Here is a 17,367-nt window from a genome sequence, read left to right as displayed (position 1 = left end):
TTCAGGGGATTGTGAAAAACACCGGATTGCTCATCAATTGATAGCTGCTGATGTCTGTTGGGCAAGTGCTGGAGGCAAATCTGCCTGAGCCTGATGGAGGCGGGCGCGGCTCGGGCGAGGGCAGCCGAGCAAGGGCCGCCCCGCAGCAAGGGCTGCGTCCCCCTTCCCGGCGCAGCGGAGAGAAGGGAGAAGGGAGAAGGCGCCCAAGGCGACTCAGGGAGATACCTCTACTACGCCATGGTTTTGCGCAGCCACTCGGCAAACGCCGCGCATTCCCACCGGTCCATGGTGCCCGTGCGCCAGCACAGGTAGTGCGCGTGGGGGCTGGCGGTGTCGGTGTCAAACAGGCGCACCAGTGTGCCGTTCTCCAGCCAGGGCGCGCCCAGCTTCAGGCGTACCAGCGCCACGCCCATGCCGGCAGCGGCGCCGTCGCACATCAGGCCGATGTCGTTGAACTGCGAGCCCTCGCTGGGCTCGGCCCAGTCGAGACCCGTGGCAGCAAACCAGGTGCGCCAGGGCTCCAGTGGGCTGCGCAGCAGGGGCACGCCCTCCAGGTCTTCGGGGCGGTCAAAGGGCCCGTGCTCGCGCACGAACGCGGGCGAGGCCAGGGGCGTGACCACGTCGCGCGCCAGCTCCACATGCTCCACGTCGGCATAGTGGCCAGGGCCAAAGCGCACCATCAGGTCGGCGTCTTCGGCCACCACGTCCAGCAGCGGGATGGAGACCTGCAGCGCCAGGTCGATCTCGGGATAGGCCTCGGTGAACTGGCGCAGGCGGGGGATGAGGATGGTGCGCGCAAACGTGGGCGTCACGGCCAGCTTGAGCCGCCGCCGCCCGGGTGCTGCCGCCTGGCCGGGGAACCGCTGCAGCGCGCCCAGCCCCTCGCGCACATGGGCCAGGTAGGCGCTGCCCTCGGTGGTCAGCGAAAAATCGGCCCGGCCAAACAGCCGCACGCCCAGGATCTGCTCCAGCTGCTTGACGCGGTGGCTCACGGCGCTGGGCGTCACGCACAGCTCGTCGGCCGTCTGCGTCACGCTGCGCAGGCGAGCCAGGGCCTCGAACGTCAGCAGGCACTGGATGGGCGGGATGCGCCGGGCCGCGCTGCTGAGGAAGGAGGACGGGGCTGCCGTGGCCATGGGAAAGCTGGACTAGCGGAAGATGACTGTCTTGTGGCCGTTCAGGATCACGCGGTGCTCGCTGTGCCACTTCACAGCGCGGGCCAGCACCTGGCTTTCGGTGTCGCGGCCGCGGGCCGTGAGGTCTTCCACGGTGTCGGTGTGGTCGGCGCGGGCCACGTCCTGCTCGATGATCGGGCCTTCGTCCAGGTCGGCCGTCACATAGTGGGCCGTGGCGCCGATCAGCTTCACGCCCCGGTCATGGGCCTGGTAGTAAGGCTTGGCGCCCTTGAAGCTGGGCAGGAAGCTGTGGTGGATGTTGATGGCCCGACCGGCCAACTTTTGACATAGGTCAAGAGAAAGTATCTGCATGTAACGGGCCAATACCACCAACTCGGCCCCTTCGCCCTCGATAATCTCAAACTGTTTGGCTTCGGCCTGGGCTTTGGTGCTGCCCGTCATCGGGATGTGATGAAACGGCACGTTGTAGCTGGCCGCCAGCTGGTAGAAGTCGCGGTGGTTGCTGATGATGGCGCGGATGTCGATGGGCAGCAGGCCACTCTTCCAGCGGAACAGCAGGTCGTTGAGGCAGTGGCCTTCCTTGCTGACCATGAGCACGGTTTTCATGGGGGCTGCCGTGGCGTGCAGGCTCCAGTGCATGTTGTAGGGCTCGGCAAAGCTGGTCAGGCGCGCTTTGAGGGTGGGGTGGTCGTGCTGGTCGCAGGCAAACTGCACCCGCATGAAGAACAGGCCCGTGGCGTGGTCGTTGTACTGCGCGGCTTCTTCGATGTTGCCGCCATGCTCCAGCAAAAAGCCGGAGACGGCGTGCACCAGCCCCAGGCGGTCGGGGCAGGACAGGGTAAGGATGTAGGCGTTGGTCATAGCTGTGCAATTGTCGCAGCAAGGGCCAAAGGCCGTGAAACCGTGAAATCAACAAGGAGCGCAAGAAGCGCAATGGGCAACGAGGGCTATGCCTCATCACTGGTCCCCTGGCGGGGCATGCTGCTGTACCTGGTGCTGGGGGTGGCCTGGGTGTTTGCGGGCGATGTGTTGCTGGCCCACTGGGTGACCGACCCGGCCCTGCTGACCCGTTTTCAGACCTGGAAGGGCTGGGGCTATGTGGCGCTGACCAGCGGCCTGGCCTGGTGGCTGCTGCGGCGCATGCGCCGCGCCGAAAAGGTGCGCATGGCCATGGCGCAGGAGCTGACGCAGATCGTGCGCCATGCGCCGGCCGGGTTTGCGCGGGTGGCGCTGGACGGCAGCTTTCTGTGGGCCAACGCCCGCCTGTGCGACCTGCTGGGGGCCACGCCCGCGCAGACGCTGGGCCTCAATTTTCGCGATGTGATGATCGCCCAGGACCCTGACTGGGCGGCGTCGCAACTGGAGCGCCTGCTGGCTGGCGAGATCGACCACTATGTGGGCGAGCGCCACTGCCTGCGGCTGGACAACGGCCGCCGGGCGCCTGTGCTGTGCACCGTGACGCTGGCGCCCGAAGTGGGCGATGAGCCCGCGCACCTCGTGTGTGTGGTGCAGGACCTCGACGAGATCAAGGCCGCGCGGGCCGCGCTGCAGCGCAGCGAGGCCCGCCAGCGCCTGGCGGCCACGGTGGTGGACAACACCATGGAGGGCGTGGTGGTGACCGACGCCCACAGCCGCATCCTGTCGGTCAACGCGGCGTTCACCCGCCTGCTGGGCTATACCGAGGAGGAGCTGCTGGGCAAGACCCCGCGCGTCTTCAAGTCGGGCCGCCACGACAAGGCTTTTTATGAGGCGATGTGGTCGGCGCTGACCGAAACCGGGTACTGGCAGGGCGAGATCTGGAACCGCCGCAAGAACGGCGAGATCTTCCCGGAGCACATGTCCCTGTCGGCCGTGCGCGACCCGGCGGGCGAGATCACGCACTACGTGTGCATGTTCACCGACATCTCCGAAGAAAAGGCCCAGCAGCGGCAACTGGAATACCTGGCGCACAACGACCCGCTCACGGGCTTGTCCAACCGCACCTGGTTCGGACACCAGCTGGAGCTGGCGGTGCAGGAGGCGCAAGGCAGTGGCGAGCACATCGCCGTGCTGCTGCTCAACCTGGACCGCTTCAAGGACGTGAACGACAGCTACGGCCATGCCACGGGCGACGAGGTGCTCAAACACATTGCGCGGCAGGTGCAGTCCGCCCTGCGGCCCGGAGACGTGCTGGGGCGCATGGCGGGCGACGAGCTGGCCGTGGTGGCGCGCAACCTGCGCCATGCCGATGGTGCCGCCGCCGTGGCGCGCCACCTGATCCGCGCCGTGGCCGAGCCCTGGCGTTCGCCCGACGGGCTCGAGGTGGTGGCGGGCGTCAGTGTGGGCATCTGCATGTTCCCTGAGCACGCTGGCACCACCGAACTGCTGCTGCAGGGCGCCCACGCGGCAGTCTATGGCGCCAAGGCGCGCGGCCGGGGGGCGTGGTGCTTCTTCCACGAGGCCATGACCCAGGCGGCCCGCGAGCGGCTGGAGCTGGAGTCGCGCCTGCGCCTGGCGCTGGCCCAGGGCCATCTGCAGATGTACTACCAGCCCCAGATCGACATTGCCACCGGTCGCATCCAGGGCGCCGAAGCCCTGGTGCGCTGGAACGACCCGCAAGAGGGGCTGATCTCCCCCGCGCGCTTCATTCCCGTGGCCGAGACCTCGGGCGTCATCGGCCCGCTGGGGGAATGGGTGGTGCGCGAGGTCTGCCGTCAGGGCCAGCAATGGCGTGATGCCGGGCTGCCCCCGCTGACCCTGGCGCTGAATGTGTCACCGCGCCAGTTCCACCTGACCGACTTGGCCGGTTGCACGGCGGCCGCGCTGCAGGCCAGCGGGTTCCCCGCGGCACTGCTGGAGCTGGAGATCACCGAAAGCGCCCTGGCCGAACGTACCGAAGAAGCCCGCCAGGTGCTGGTGCGCCTGCGCGAGCTGGGGGTGCGCATCGCGGTGGATGACTTTGGCACCGGCTATTCGTCGCTGGCGCAGCTCAAGCGGTTTCCCATCGACGTGCTCAAGATCGACCAGGGATTCATCCGCGATATTCCGCAAAGCGAGGACGACATGGCCATCAGCGCCGCCATCATCGCCATGGGGCACAGCATGGGCCTGTCGGTGCTGGCCGAGGGGGTGGAGACCGAGGGCCAGTTGGCCTTCCTGCGCGAACGGGGCTGCGACGCCTACCAGGGCTACCTGTGCAGCCGCCCTGTGCCTGCCGACGATTTTGTGGCGCTGCTGCGCGCGCAGGCGGAGACTGCAGCCGCCGCGCAGGGCTAAAAGGCGCGCTCAGACCTTCTGTCCGGGGGGCGCAGGGCGCCACTGCTCGCGCAACTCTGCGCACACATCACGCGGGGGCAGCGCCGGGGTCTGGACCACGGCATCTGCTTGTGCACCTGATTTGATAGCGGCTGGCGCATGCTCCACCTGCGCTATCACTACTTTTGACACCAGATTTGCCGGCCAATGGGTTGGCACGCCCAGGTGGCGCAGCACATGGCCGCCGCCAGCCACCAGCAGCACTGTCTGGCCGGAGCGCAACGCCTCCTGGGCCGTCCGGGCCATGCTGGCGTCGCGGGCGATCTGGATGCGGGCCATGGGCGCAATTTGTGGCTCCGGCAGCAGCCCGCAGTGGCCGTCGCGCAGCGCCTGGTATTGCTGCGCCAGCGCGGGGGCGGGCAGGTGCCGGTCCCACGCGGTCTCCGCCATGGCGGCCCGCATGCGGGCGCGAGGCAGGTTGCCTCCCAACACGGGCACGCCGGCGCCCACGGCCGCCATCACCACCGGACCATAGGCCTGCCATGGCCAGGCGGCGTTGTCCCATTGCAGGGCGGCCTGGGCCTGCGCTTCGCTGGCATCGCGCGGCAGGCCCCGTGTGCTTTGGCCCCGCTCGGCCATCTCCATCACCACGGCCGCCAGCTGCCCGCGCGAGGACAACCACGCCACGGCCTCGCGCTGCAGGCGCTGGTGGTCGGGGGCATCGTGCTGCTCGCCCAACAGCAGTACATCGGCGGGAAGCAGGCTCTGCAAGCGGTCGGTCCAGAGGGGGGAGGGCGGCGTGCCCGGGGCAGGGGCGTAGGCGCAGCCAGCCAGCGCCACGGTGACGCTTCCCAGCACCAGCCAGGTGCGCAGGAGAGGGAGGGGCAGTCGTTGCATGGCTCCATGCTACGCGGGCCGCTCTTGACCCAGGTCAAGGTTGTGGCCATGCCCCTTCCCTACACTGCGCCATGCGCTCCCGTCCCACGCTCTCCACCAAACTCCTTGCCATGGGCGCGGGCTTCTTGTTGGTGGCGCTCGCTTCCATCGGCCTGACCCTGTGGGTGACCTGGAAGCTCGAGGGCGGCGCAGCGGCGGTCAACGAGGCCGGCCGCCTGCGCATGAACATGTTGCGCATGGTGCTGGTGCTGCAGACCGAGCCACCCGAGGCCGTTCAAGAACGCGCCCGCCAGTTCGACGCCAGCCTGGAGTTGCTGCGCACGGGCGATCCGTCGCGCCCGCTGTTTGTGCCGTGGAGCGATGAGACACGTACGCGGTTCGATGGCATCCGCGCCCGGTGGGCCGAGGCCCGCACCGGGTGGGTCAGCGCATCGCCCCCGGACCGCGCCCGGAACCTGGCAGAGGCCGATGCCTTTGTGCAGCAGGTCGATGGTTTTGTGGATGCCATCGAGATCCAGATCGCGGGCTGGACCGCCGCGCTGCACCTGTTCCAGCTGTTCATGATGGCGCTGGCCATCGTGGCTGCCGTGACCTTCATGGCGGTGAGCTATCTGCTGGTCATCAATCCCGTGGCACGTCTGCAGCAGGCCCAGGCCCGACTGCGCCAGGGCGAGCTGGGCACGCGGCTGCCGGTGGATACGGATGACGAGTTCGGTCAGCTGTCGGCGGGCTTCAACCTCATGGCGCATGCACTGCAGGCATCGCACGACGAGCTGGAGCACAAGGTGCGCGAAAAGACCGCCAGCATCGCTGTGCAGAACCAGCGCCTGGCCGCGTTGTATGAGGTGAGCGCGCTGGCCAGCACGGCGGGCAGCCTGGAGCTGCTGGCCCAGGGTTTTGTGCAGCAGATCCGCCGCGTGGCGGGGGCCGACGCAGCTGCCGTGCGCTGGTCCAATGAGGCCAACGAACGCTATGTGCTGCTGGCGGGCGACGGCCTGCCGCGCACCATGGCCGAAGGCGAACACTGCCTGCACACGGGCACCTGCCTGTGTGGCCAGCCGCAGGCCCAGGCGCGCACGCGGGTCATTCCCATCACACCGTCGACCACCGTTGCCTTGCCCCATTGCCGCGAGGCGGGGTTCCAGACCATGGTCACCATCCCGGTGCAGATGCTGCAGCGCCTGCTGGGCGAGGTGGATCTGTTCTTCCGCTCGCCAGTGGAGCTGACCGATGAACTGCGCGACCTGCTCGAAGCCATGACGCGCCACCTGGCCAGTGCCATGGAGGGCCTGCGTGCCACCGCGCTGGAGCGCGAGGCGGCGGTGGCCGAGGAGCGCAGCCTGCTGGCGCGGGAGCTGCACGACTCCATCGCCCAGTCGCTGGCCTTCCTCAAGATCCAGACCCAGCTGCTGCGCGATGCCGTGGCGCGCGGCGATGAGGCCAAGCGCGACCGCAGCATCGGCGAGCTGGATGTGGGTGTGCGCGAGTGCTATTCCGATGTGCGCGAGCTGCTGGTGCACTTCCGCACCCGAACCAGCGAGGAAGACATCGAGTCAGCGCTGCGCGCCACCTTGTCCAAGTTTGAGCACCAGACCGGCATGGCCACCACGCTGGGCATGGTGGGCCACGGCTTGCCGCTGGCGCAGGACGTGCAGATCCAGGTGCTGCACATGGTGCAGGAGGCCTTGTCGAACGTGCGCAAACATTCGGGCGCCACGCGGGTGGATGTGCTGGTGCACCGCCATCCACGCTGGCGCTTTGAGGTGCAGGACAACGGAACTGGCTTTGAGGTGGCCTCCGTGCCACCGGACTCGCTGCATGTAGGCCTGGGCATCATGCGCGAGCGGGCCCAGCGCATTGGCGCAGTGGTCCAGGTGGAGTCCGCTCCGGGGCAGGGCACCCGCGTGTGCATCGAGCTTCCCTCGGTCGCACCCACCCAGCCTCACCAGCCCGCCGCATCCACCCATTCAGCGGGTTCGATATACGCCGTAGCCCCCCAACAAGCCACCATGCCATGACGACCTCCGTATTGCCCGTTGCCACAACCCCCGCGTCAGCGCCGACGACACCGCCGGTCACGCTGCTGGTGGTGGACGACCACACGCTGTTCCGTCGCGGGCTGATCGCGCTGCTGAGCCAGTATGAGGGCCTGTCCGTGGTGGGCGAGGCGGGGGATGCCGCGCAGGCCCTGCGGCTTGTGCCCCAGCTGCAGCCGCAGGTGATCCTGCTCGACAACCACCTGCCCGGGGTGATGGGCGTGGATGCCATCCAGGGCCTGCGCGAAGTCTCGCCCGCCTCGCGCGTGCTCATGCTCACCGTGAGCGAGGACGCGCAGGACCTGGCCACCGCGCTGCGCAACGGCGCGCAGGGCTACCTGCTCAAGACCATCGACGGCGACCTGTTGGCCCAGGCCATTCGCCGTGCCGCCCGGGGTGAGCCCGTGGTAAGCCCCGAACTCATGGGCAAGCTGGTGGCGGCGTTCCGGTCGCAGGGTGCGCCCGAGATAACGCCCGTCGCGTCCATACCCGCCGATGCCGCTGCGGTCGCTGCAGGCGCCGCCAGCGGCTTCACACCCCTCTCACCGCGCGAGGAAGACGTGCTGCGCGAGATTGCACGCGGCGCAAGCAACAAGGAGATCGCGCGCACGCTCGACATCGCCGAGACCACGGTGAAGATCCACGTGCAGCACATCCTGCGCAAGCTGGGCCTGAGTTCGCGCGTTCAGGCGGCCGTCTACGCGTCAGACCGGCAGCGCGCAGAGTAGCGCGGCAGTGCAACCGCCGTGGTCGGCCAGGGATTTGCCGCTGACCACTCTGCGGGCAAGCCGGTGCACCTGCGCAAGCGCGCGCTGCGCAAGGCCCGGCGCATGAAGCCATCGCGCCCGTTACATCGCCAATCGCACATAGCGCGTCGCCCATAGCGCCTGCCGTCATGCAACCCCTGGGGGTGGGGCGCAGCGCGGGGGAACTTCATAGACTTCTTTCCAGTGTTCTACCTGCCACTGGCCAACGGCCGCATTGCTGAGGAAGCCTTTGATGTCCCCCGAACAAATCCATCTGGTTCGCCAGAGCTTTGCGCAGGTTGCTCCTGTCGCCGCGAAGGCGGGTGCGCTGTTCTACGCCAAGCTGTTCGCGCGCGATGCCGCTATCAGCGGGCTGTTCGCCTCGTCCGACATGAACGAACAGGCGCGCAAGCTGCTGGACATGATCGGCAGCGCCGTGCGCATGCTCGGCCAACCCGAGCAGCTGGACGCCGCACTGCGCGCACTTGGCAAACGGCACGCGGGCTATGGCGTAGAGGCCGCGCACTACGACACGGTGGGTGCGGCGCTGCTCGACACACTGGCCGAAGCACTTGGCGGCGCCTTCAACCCCGCCACGCGCGAGGCATGGGGCGCCTTGTATGCCCACGTGGGCACCACCATGCGGGCGGGGGCCGCAGGGGCGTAGCATTGCAGCGGCGGGCGGTTTGCTTGCCCGGGTGACCGATCCTTGTCTGGTTGCACGCCCCGGGGCATGATGCTTTCGCCAGCACCTGGTGCCGGGGCGCTGGCCCCCATCGATACAGGAGCAACAACGCATGAAAATCACCTCCTTGCGCCGCTTCGGCGCAGCCGCAACCATGGCAGCAGTCTCCCTTGCTACCGTCTTCGCCTCTGTCACTGTCGTGGCCGACACCACCAAGCCGCTGCTGTTCAAGATCGTTACGGTCAAGGACGATGTCATCGTTGCCGTGCCGCCGGACGAGGCCGGTGCCCCGCGCCCCGAAGCCGCCGCCATTGGCCAGGCTCTGGCCGCCAAAGGCGCGCTCACCCTCTGGCAATACGCCACACGCAAGGCAGCCGACGGCGCACTGGAAATGGCCCCTCGGGCCAAGATCAGCGTGCTGGCGCACGACAGCCTGCGTGTGGAGCCCTACACACCAGCGGTGCGTGTTGTGCCGGTGCCGTAGTGGCGCTTGCCTGGCCTGGAAGGACTTGCCCTGGTCGGGCTGAAAAAAAAGCCGAAAGGAGCGAAGCCCGTGTGTTTCTTCATGAAGCCCCTTTTGAACGGGCTCTTACCCTCGCCCCACCAGAGGCTCCTCAACGGGGCGCCAGCAGACGGGCTTGCAGCTCCAGCCGGTTTTGCACGCCCAGCCGCGTGTAAATCTGGCGGCGGTGGTAGGTGGCGGTGTTGGCGCTGATCCCCATGCGTTCGGCAATCTGCGCTTCCGGCAAGCCCCGCGCCAGCCAGTAGGCCAGTTCGTGCTGGCGCTGCGGCAGGCCCAGCGCACGCAGTGCGGGCAGCAGGTGCGCCACGCGCGGCACCCGGTGGGTGATCTGAATGCCCACCGCCTGTCCTTCGCCCGCTGCGGCGGCCATCTGCGTGGCGCGCAGGCTGAACCAGCCGCTGGCGTTGTGCAGGTCCAGCTGGGGCAACGCTGCCGCAGGGCCATTGCGGCTGTCACCATGCCGCCCCGCAAAATGCAGGCGCTGCAGCAGAGCCTGCAGCGCGGGGGGCAGCTCAGAGCGGCGGTGCCAACTGGGACCAAAGGCCTGCGCCAGCAGCTGATTGGATTTTTGTGACGTCCACAGCAACCGTCCCTGGGGCGTGGTCACCAGCATGGCACTGTCGTGCACCACGCTGTCCTGCGTGTCCAGCTCCCCCGGCTGCAGAATCCGCGCCAGCCACGGCTCCAGCCGCCCTAGCATGGCCAGGTCCCGCACCCCAAAGCGCGACGCAGCCATGCTGCGGTACAGCTTGATCGTGCCCAGGCCCTCGCCCTGCGGCGTGCGCAGCACCAGGCTCAGCAAATCAAACACCTCCACCGGCCGCAGCGTCACGTTGTAGAAGTCGCTGCGCAGCAGTTCGCTGATTGGCACCGCCAACAGCTGCTCCAGCCCCTGCGCCCCGTGGTCAAAGCGCACCGCGTCGGCAAACTGGTGGGCACTGCGGCGCATCACCTTGCGCTCGCTGGCCATCACCTGCGGGTCAAAGTAGGTGTGGATCGTGTCCCGCCCCATAGACGGCTCCAGATATGCATCCATCCCCCCATTGCCGCCCGGATAGAAGTACGCGCCCGAGTCAAAGCTGATGAGGTAGTGCAGCTCGTGCAACACGGGCTCGATGAGCTGAGGCCCGTTGAAATCAAGGCAAGCCATCTGCTGCAGGCGCGCAATGGCCCGCTGCTGAATGCGGGTGAGGGGCATGGACGTGACTGAAAAGTTTGCTGCAGCGCATCAATGCAATGCGTATATCGCAACGTAGCACATCGAATGTGTTGTTGCCCAACCCTTGGGGGTGGGGCGCCGCGCGGGGGGGCTCCATAAACTTTGTTGCAGCCCAACCCCTTCTATCGAGGGCTTTCGTGCTCTCTTTTGAATAGCGGGCCTGAAAAGCCAGCCATCGCAGACCATGCCATGAAAAGAACCGCTGTTTTCCGCGCTCCGGCCTGCCACAAGGTCTGCGCAGGGGGCCGCGTGGGCGGTGAATCGTCTGTCTTTGCAGACTCTATTTGCTCATTGAAAGATAGCTTTTAGCGCTTGCTGGATAAGCACTAGAGCCCATTTTTATGAAATTTTCAGGCAGACCTCCCATGAAGAAATACCTTGTACTCCTGGCTTCAGTCCTTCTTCAGGCCAGCGCTTGTGCTGCCACTTACACCTTCACGGGCCCTCTCTACACCAATCTGACCCCGTTCACCACCCCGTGCGCCACGCCCACCTGCGCCGACTTCTCCACGGCCATGCGGCAAACGGGCAGCTTTGCCACCGCCGCACCGTTGGCGCCCAACCTGGTCAATACAAATATCACTAGCTTGGTCCAGTCGTTTTCCTTCGACGATGGGCTCATGCAATACAACAGCGGGGACTCCGCCACTCGGTTGAACTTTGCCTTCGTCTCCACGGATGCGGCCGGCAACATCCTGAACGAAAACATTGCAATTTTTCATTGGCAAACCGCAAGCCACGGTGTCAATGAACGGATAGACGTGTTCAGGGTCAACTTGAGCAGCTATTTCAACGGGTACTGCCAAGCCCTGAATGGCTCCGGCGCTTGCACGCTATTCGGCACAGATGCTTCTACCAGCAGGACTTTGGCCTACATTGGGGCAGGTGGGTGGGTTACTTCCGCATCTCCGCCACAGGTGGCCCCCACCATCACCAGCGCCACACCACCCGGTGGCACCGTGGGCGCCCCCTACCACTTCACGGTGGTGGCCACGGGCACGGCTCCCATCGCCTTCACCGACGCAGGAACCCTGCCGCCAGGGCTTGTTATCGACCCCAACACAGGTGTCATCACCGGCACGCCCACCAGTGTGGTCAACCAAGGTGTGACCATCACTGCCAACAACGGTGTGATGCCCAGCACGGTGCAGACATTCATGATGGCCATCGCCCCCGCCCCCGCCGCCGCGACCTCGGTGCCCACGCTCAGCGAATGGGGCTTGCTGCTGATGGCCTGTCTGGTGGGTGGCGCAGGCTGGTGGCAGGTGCGGCGCCGTGCCACGTCGCGCTGGCCCGCGGCATGAGCGTGCAAACACGTCCAGCAGCGGTGGTAGCGCCCGCGCCGGACTCCGCTGGGGCGAGGCTGCTTGTGCTCTTTGCACACACATCGCACTGCGCAGTTGGTCTGGTTTGCTATCCAAGTGATAGCTTGATGCGGTTTGCATACGGGCGTTCGCGCCTGCTTTTATTGAAATTTTCAGACAGACGCTTCATGAAAAAATACCTCGCACTCCTGGCTGCGGCCCTTCTCCAGACCGGAGCCTGGGCCGCCACCTACACCTTTGCCGGCCCCACCTACACCAGCCTGCAAGACTACTCAGCGCCTTGCGCTGTCGGCACCTGCGCCAACTTCAACGCGGCCATGCAGCAAACGGGCCACTTCACCACCAGCCAGCCGCTGCCACCCAACCAGAGCAGCCTGGACATTGCGCCCCTCATCACCTGGTACGACTTCAATGATGGTGTGACGAGTTACACCATGAACGGGCTCAACACCCGGCTGGCAATGGCCAAGGTATCCACCGACGCAGCGGGCCAGATTGTCGATACCGACATCGTTTTCCAGTGGTGGCAAACCGGCAGCCATGGTGTGGGCGACCGGTTGAGCTACATGTCGGTCAACTTTGCCAGCTACTTCAATCGGACCTGCACGTCTCTTGAAAGCCCCGACGTCTGCAATACCTTCGGTGACGACAGCGCCGCCAGCCACGGCTTTGCCCACTTTGCCGAAGGTAGTGACGGCTGGACGAGCGATGTCCCCGTGGTGGCGCCGGGCGGGCCGCAGTCCGTGCCCGTTGACAACCCGTTTGCCCTGGCGCTGACCGCCGCCGGCTTGCTGGGCCTGGCATTGCGCGCGCGGCAGAAGCTGCTCTTCAAAACATAGCTGCTTGTGCTTTTCTGATAAGTGCTGAAGGCGATTTTTGCATCCACCCGTCCATCCACCCAGTTCGCGTATTTGGCGATAGAGCACCATGAAAAAATATCTTGTACTCCTGGCTGCGGCCCTTCTTCAGGCGGGCGCCTGGGCTGCCACTTATACCTACACGGGCCCTGCCTACAACGCTTCAGAACTGCACAATTTCACGGCTTGCCCCCCAGGTACGGGCAATTGCGGGGCCTACACCACGGCAATGGCGGAGACTGGCTCGTTCACCACGGCCGTCCCTGTGGCCGCCAATCTCAATAGTGAAGACATCACGTCGCAAGTCACTTCGTTTTCCTTCTCTGACGGGCTGACTGTTTACGCCAGCGGTGACCCCCAGGTCACGCTCATGAGCGTGGTGGCTACCACCACAGGCGGCGTGCTTCAGTTCTCTGTGACGCTGCTGCGCTGGCAAACGTCTGCCCCCCATGCGAGTGGAGACCATCTCGACCGGATTTCGCTGAGCCAAGGCGGTCAGCACAACGCTGTGTGCAGTGATGTTGGGCTGAATCCGCAAGGGGATCAGTGCTATGCCTCTAGTGCGGGCGACGTGTTTTCCAGTTGGCGGAATGACGCTTTGGTGAACGGCATTTGGGTAGCCTCCGGCCTTCCGCCCGTGGCCTCCACCGCAGTTCCCACGCTGGGCGAATGGGGCCTGTTGCTGCTGGCCTCTCTGATGGTCGGGGCGGGCTGGATGGCGGTGGGCCGGCGCCGTATGTGAGTGCGAATTCTGCCCAGCGGCCTGCAGGCATTCACCATCAAGTCTGCTATCCAAAAAATAGCTGTTTGCGCTTGCCAGATAAGCGCTAGAAGTAGTTTTTTCATCAAACCACCCTCACTTCCACTTCGCGCACCTGGCGACCCATCCCCGTGAAAAAGTACCTTGTATTTCTGGCCGCAGCCCTGGTGCAGGCGGGCGCCTGGTCGGCCACTTACACCTACGCGGGTGTTCCGTACACAGCCGCAGCCATCACCAACTACAGCAGCTGCACGGCTGGAGCCTGTGGCAACTTCACGGCGGCGATGGCGCAATCGGGGTCGTTCACCACCGCGGCCCCGTTACCCGCTAATTTGAACAACGCCGACATCGCTTCGCTGATCACCAGCTTTTCATTCAGCGATGGGTTGATCCAGTACAACAGCGCTGACCCCGACACCACCTTGGTCGGCGCCCAGGCATCCACCAATGCCAGCGGGGATGTGTTGGCGATAGAGCTCAGCTTTCAACATTGGGCAGACAACAGCCCCCATGTGCTGGGCAGCCGCATGGGCGTGATGATCCTGCGCCTTTTGGCGCGCAAGAATAGCCAGTGCCAAGGCGTCGTATTCCAGTCGCCCAGTGGTCGAGACGTGTGCCAACACGTGGATTTCGATGCGGCCAGCAGCCGGGTCACTCTTTCAGCGCCTGGCACCCCTGGGGCGTGGACTGTCACGGGCCTTGGCCCCGTGGCCGCCAAGGCCGTTCCCGCGCTGGGTGATTGGGCGGTGCTGTGCCTGGCGTGTGCACTGGCTGGCATGGGTTGGTGGACCACCCAGCGCCGCCGGTTTATCCACCGTTCGGGCTGAGCCTGGAGAAGCCACGGCCTGTTTCGGTGAGTGGGGTTCCCACTGGAGCCGTTCACTGAGCGCAGTCGAAGCGCCGCGCAAGGCGTCGACAAGCCTGTCCTGAGCCTGTCGAAGGGCTCAGCCAGAACGGCTGCTTCAAGTTCAAAGGTGTCGACTGAATAACGCACTGTCACGCGTTTGGCTGATGGCACGGCGCTCCGCAGCCTGCGTTTGCTCGCTTGCCTGCCCGGGATGCTTGCCGCAGGGAGTAGTTCTTTCGGATGATGTGCCCCGCAGCGCGGCCTAGTCCTTCTGCCGCGCCCCGGCTGGTCGAGTGAAGGATGTGCAAAGGTCGCCACAAACGCGACCATTCCTCTCATGCAAAAAGAGAGGAATCGCGCAATGGCCAACGCAACCCTGCCCCCGGGCGACAGCCCGCAGCGCACTCGCCAGGCTTGGTCGGTGCTGATCGTCAGCACCTTCGCCTTCACGGTCTGCTTCATGGTGTGGATGATGTTTGGCGTCATCGGCATCCCCATCAAGAAGATGCTGAACCTGAACTCCACGCAGTTCGGGCTGCTGATGTCCATGCCCGTGCTCACGGGCTCGTTGGTGCGGGTGCCCCTGGGTATCTGGACCGACAAGTTCGGTGGCCGCATCGTGATGGCGGCCGTCATGGCTACCACCGTGCCTGCCATCTGGCTCATGAGCTATGCCACGGAGTACTGGCACTTCCTGACGATCGGCCTGTTCGTGGGCTTGGCGGGGGGCTCGTTCTCAGTGGGCACGCCCTATGTGGCGCGCTGGTTCCCCAAGCATCGCCAGGGCACGGCCATGGGTGTGTATGGCGCGGGCAACTCGGGTGCAGCCGTGAACAAGTTCGTGGCGCCGGTGCTGCTGGTGGCCTTCGGCTGGACCATGGTGCCGCAGGTGTATGCGGCCATCATGCTCGGCACGCTGGTGCTGTTCTGGTTGTTCAGCTACAGCGACCCGGCCCACCTAGTGCCCAGCAACGTTAAGTTCACCGACCAGCTCAAGGCGCTCAAGGACCCCAAGGTCCTCAAGTACTGCCAGTACTACAGCATCGTGTTTGGCGGCTATGTGGCGCTGTCGCTGTGGATGGTGCAGTACTACGTGGGCGAGTTTGGCCTCGACATCCGCGTGGCGGCACTGCTGGCCGCGTGCTTCTCGCTGCCCGGCGGTGTGCTGCGCGCCATTGGAGGCATGCTGTCCGACAAGTACGGCGCCCACAGCGTGACCTGGTGGGTGATGTGGGTGAGCTGGATCTGCCTGTTCCTGCTGAGCTACCCCCAGACCGATTTCACCATCGTCACCGTCAACGGCCCCAAGACCTTCCACATCGGCCTGAACGTGTACCTGTTCACCGGTCTCATGTTTCTGCTGGGCATTTGCTGGGCCTTCGGCAAGGCCAGTGTCTTCAAGTACATCAGCGACGACTACCCCCACAACATCGGCGCCATCAGCGGCATCGTGGGTCTGGCTGGTGGCCTGGGCGGGTTCGTGCTGCCGATCCTGTTCGGTGCGCTGATGGACCTTACCGGCATCCGCTCCAGCGCTTTCATGCTGATGTACGGCGTGGTGTGGGTCTCGCTCATCTGGATGTACTTCACCGAAGTGCGCAACACCCGTCTCATGGGTTCGCAGGGCGCTGTTGCGCAACCTGCCACCCGTTGATCTTTCAAGGAAAACTCACCATGTCTGCCACTACCACCAGCGGGCGCCAGGGGCGTCTGCTCACCCTCTGGGCCCCGGAGGACAAATCGTTCTGGGAGCGCGAAGGCGAAGCCATCGCCAAGCTCAACCTGTGGATCTCGGTGCCCGCGCTGTTCCTGGCCTTTGCCATCTGGCAGGTCTGGAGCGTAGTCGCCGTGAGCCTGCCGGGCCTGGGCTTCAAGTATTCGACCAACCAGCTGTTCTGGCTGGCGGCGGCACCCGCGCTCTCGGGCGCCACGCTGCGCATCTTCTACTCGTTCATGGTGCCGCTGGTCGGTGGCCGCCGCTGGACGGCGATCTCCACCGCCTCGCTGCTGATCCCGGCCATCGGCATCGGCTTTGCGGTGCAGGACAACACCACGGCCTACCCCACCATGCTCATCCTCGCGCTGCTGTGTGGCCTGGGCGGCGGCAACTTCAGCTCCAGCATGGCCAACATCAGCTTCTTCTTTCCGAAGGAGCGCAAGGGCTCCGCGCTGGGTGTGAATGCGGGCCTCGGTAACCTGGGCGTGTCGGTGGTGCAGTTCCTCAGCCCTCTGGTCGTTACGGCCGGTATCTTTGGGGTCTTTGGTGGCGATGCACAGACCATTGTGAAGAACGGCCAGACCGCGCAGGTGTGGACGCAGAACGCCGCCTTCATCTGGGTGCCATGGATTGCGCTGACGGCGCTGGCCGCCTGGTTCGGCATGAACGACATTGCCGATGCGCGTGCCTCGTTCGCTGCGCAGGCCGCCATCTTCAAGCGCAAGCACAACTGGCTGATGTGTGTGCTGTACCTCGGCACCTTCGGGTCGTTCATCGGCTATGCCGCAGGCTTTCCGCTGCTCATCAAGAGCCAGTTTCCTAACATCAACCCCCTGGCCTACGCATGGCTGGGGCCGCTGGTGGGCGCGGTGGTCCGGCCGTTTGGCGGGTGGCTGGCCGACAAGCTCGGCGGCGCGCGCGTCACGCTGTGGAACTTCATCGTCATGGCGACTGCCGTGGTGGGCGTCACGGTGTTCCTGCCATCCGCAGGCAATGAAGGTCAGTTTGCAGGCTTCTTCGTGTGCTTCCTGGTGCTGTTCCTCACCACCGGTATCGGCAATGGCTCCACCTTCCGGATGATCCCCGTGATCTTCCTGACCGAAGCCATGCGCGGTGTGGACCCCCGCAACACTGCGGCCGTGGCCCAGGCCAACAAGGAAGGCAACACCCTGGGCGCCGCCACGCTGGGCTTCACGGCCGCCATGGCGGCCTACGGCGGGTTCTTCATTCCCAAGAGCTATGGCAGCTCCATCGCGCTGACCGGCAGTCCCCACGCAGCGCTGTGGACGTTCTTCGCCTTCTACCTCGTTTGCATCGTGATCACCTGGTGGCACTACGCGCGCAAGAACGCCGCCATGCCTTGCTGATGACCCCTGAACAGAACA

At 65.5% G+C, this 17,367-nt stretch carries 15 protein-coding genes; 11 read left to right on the top strand and 4 right to left on the bottom strand.

What is annotated here, in order from left to right; all coding sequences use genetic code 11:
* Nucleotides 1-230: 230 nt before the first annotated feature.
* Nucleotides 231-1,136 carry a LysR substrate-binding domain-containing protein gene (locus tag ATF69_RS05825; protein WP_056059867.1) on the bottom strand — a complete coding sequence of 302 codons (906 nt, stop codon included), beginning with the start codon at nucleotides 1,134-1,136 and terminating at the stop codon, nucleotides 231-233.
* A 12-nt stretch (nucleotides 1,137-1,148) separates the two neighbouring features.
* Entirely contained in the window at nucleotides 1,149-1,997 is an 849-nt protein-coding gene (gene purU / locus ATF69_RS05820; RefSeq protein WP_056059864.1) for a formyltetrahydrofolate deformylase, read from the bottom strand.
* 72 nt (nucleotides 1,998-2,069) lie between these two features.
* Here purU and ATF69_RS05815 point away from each other — a divergent pair, with 72 nt between their 5' ends.
* Nucleotides 2,070-4,391: a putative bifunctional diguanylate cyclase/phosphodiesterase gene (locus tag ATF69_RS05815; protein WP_165836537.1), complete on the top strand. Its 2,322-nt coding sequence runs from the start codon at nucleotides 2,070-2,072 to the stop codon at nucleotides 4,389-4,391.
* 9 nt (nucleotides 4,392-4,400) lie between these two features.
* On the opposite strand, the gene ATF69_RS05810 is transcribed toward ATF69_RS05815, so the two are convergent.
* Nucleotides 4,401-5,267 carry a ChaN family lipoprotein gene (locus ATF69_RS05810; RefSeq protein ID WP_146870185.1) on the bottom strand — a complete coding sequence of 289 codons (867 nt, stop codon included), beginning with the start codon at nucleotides 5,265-5,267 and terminating at the stop codon, nucleotides 4,401-4,403.
* A gap of 71 nt (nucleotides 5,268-5,338) precedes the next feature.
* Between ATF69_RS05810 and ATF69_RS05805 the strand changes: the two genes are divergently transcribed.
* The 4 genes from ATF69_RS05805 to ATF69_RS05790 all read left to right on the top strand — a co-directional run bounded on the left by ATF69_RS05805 (nucleotide 5,339) and on the right by ATF69_RS05790 (nucleotide 9,218).
* A complete protein-coding gene (locus ATF69_RS05805) occupies nucleotides 5,339-7,285 on the top strand; it encodes a type IV pili methyl-accepting chemotaxis transducer N-terminal domain-containing protein (RefSeq protein ID WP_235511605.1) in 1,947 nt (648 codons plus the stop codon).
* The gene (locus ATF69_RS05800; RefSeq protein WP_146870184.1) at nucleotides 7,282-8,031 is read left to right on the top strand and encodes a response regulator; all 750 of its coding nucleotides are present in this window, start codon (nucleotides 7,282-7,284) and stop codon (nucleotides 8,029-8,031) included. The genes ATF69_RS05805 and ATF69_RS05800 overlap by 4 nt, the downstream gene beginning before the upstream one ends.
* Before the next feature lie 271 nt (nucleotides 8,032-8,302).
* Nucleotides 8,303-8,716 (top strand): globin domain-containing protein, encoded by a 414-nt coding sequence (locus tag ATF69_RS05795; RefSeq protein WP_056745792.1) that lies wholly within the window; start codon nucleotides 8,303-8,305, stop codon nucleotides 8,714-8,716.
* 130 nt (nucleotides 8,717-8,846) lie between these two features.
* Complete coding sequence (locus tag ATF69_RS05790; protein WP_208758694.1) at nucleotides 8,847-9,218, top strand: hypothetical protein; 372 nt, start codon at nucleotides 8,847-8,849, stop codon at nucleotides 9,216-9,218.
* A 130-nt stretch (nucleotides 9,219-9,348) separates the two neighbouring features.
* Here ATF69_RS05790 and ATF69_RS05785 read toward each other — a convergent pair whose 3' ends face one another.
* Nucleotides 9,349-10,455: a helix-turn-helix transcriptional regulator gene (locus ATF69_RS05785; RefSeq protein ID WP_146870183.1), complete on the bottom strand. Its 1,107-nt coding sequence runs from the start codon at nucleotides 10,453-10,455 to the stop codon at nucleotides 9,349-9,351.
* Nucleotides 10,456-10,841: 386 nt separating this feature from the next.
* Here ATF69_RS05785 and ATF69_RS05780 point away from each other — a divergent pair, with 386 nt between their 5' ends.
* From ATF69_RS05780 to ATF69_RS05755, 6 genes are all read left to right on the top strand, one after another.
* The gene (locus ATF69_RS05780) at nucleotides 10,842-11,780 is read left to right on the top strand and encodes an IPTL-CTERM sorting domain-containing protein (protein WP_158641478.1); all 939 of its coding nucleotides are present in this window, start codon (nucleotides 10,842-10,844) and stop codon (nucleotides 11,778-11,780) included.
* Nucleotides 11,781-11,968: 188 nt separating this feature from the next.
* Entirely contained in the window at nucleotides 11,969-12,640 is a 672-nt protein-coding gene (locus tag ATF69_RS05775) for a hypothetical protein (RefSeq protein ID WP_146870181.1), read from the top strand.
* A gap of 88 nt (nucleotides 12,641-12,728) precedes the next feature.
* A complete protein-coding gene (locus ATF69_RS05770; RefSeq protein ID WP_146870180.1) occupies nucleotides 12,729-13,400 on the top strand; it encodes an IPTL-CTERM sorting domain-containing protein in 672 nt (223 codons plus the stop codon).
* Nucleotides 13,401-13,549: 149 nt separating this feature from the next.
* Nucleotides 13,550-14,245 (top strand): IPTL-CTERM sorting domain-containing protein, encoded by a 696-nt coding sequence (locus ATF69_RS05765; RefSeq protein WP_146870179.1) that lies wholly within the window; start codon nucleotides 13,550-13,552, stop codon nucleotides 14,243-14,245.
* 381 nt (nucleotides 14,246-14,626) lie between these two features.
* Entirely contained in the window at nucleotides 14,627-15,919 is a 1,293-nt protein-coding gene (locus tag ATF69_RS05760) for an MFS transporter (RefSeq protein ID WP_116748705.1), read from the top strand.
* 20 nt (nucleotides 15,920-15,939) lie between these two features.
* Nucleotides 15,940-17,349, top strand: coding sequence for a NarK family nitrate/nitrite MFS transporter (locus ATF69_RS05755; RefSeq protein WP_146870178.1), 1,410 nt, complete (start codon nucleotides 15,940-15,942; stop codon nucleotides 17,347-17,349).
* The last annotated feature ends 18 nt before the right edge of the window (nucleotides 17,350-17,367 follow it).

Source organism: Acidovorax delafieldii (assembly GCF_007993815.1).
Taxonomy (GTDB): domain Bacteria; phylum Pseudomonadota; class Gammaproteobacteria; order Burkholderiales; family Burkholderiaceae_C; genus Acidovorax; species Acidovorax delafieldii.
Note: the sequence above shows the minus strand (reverse complement) of the source record. Positions and strands in the feature narration are given on the sequence as shown.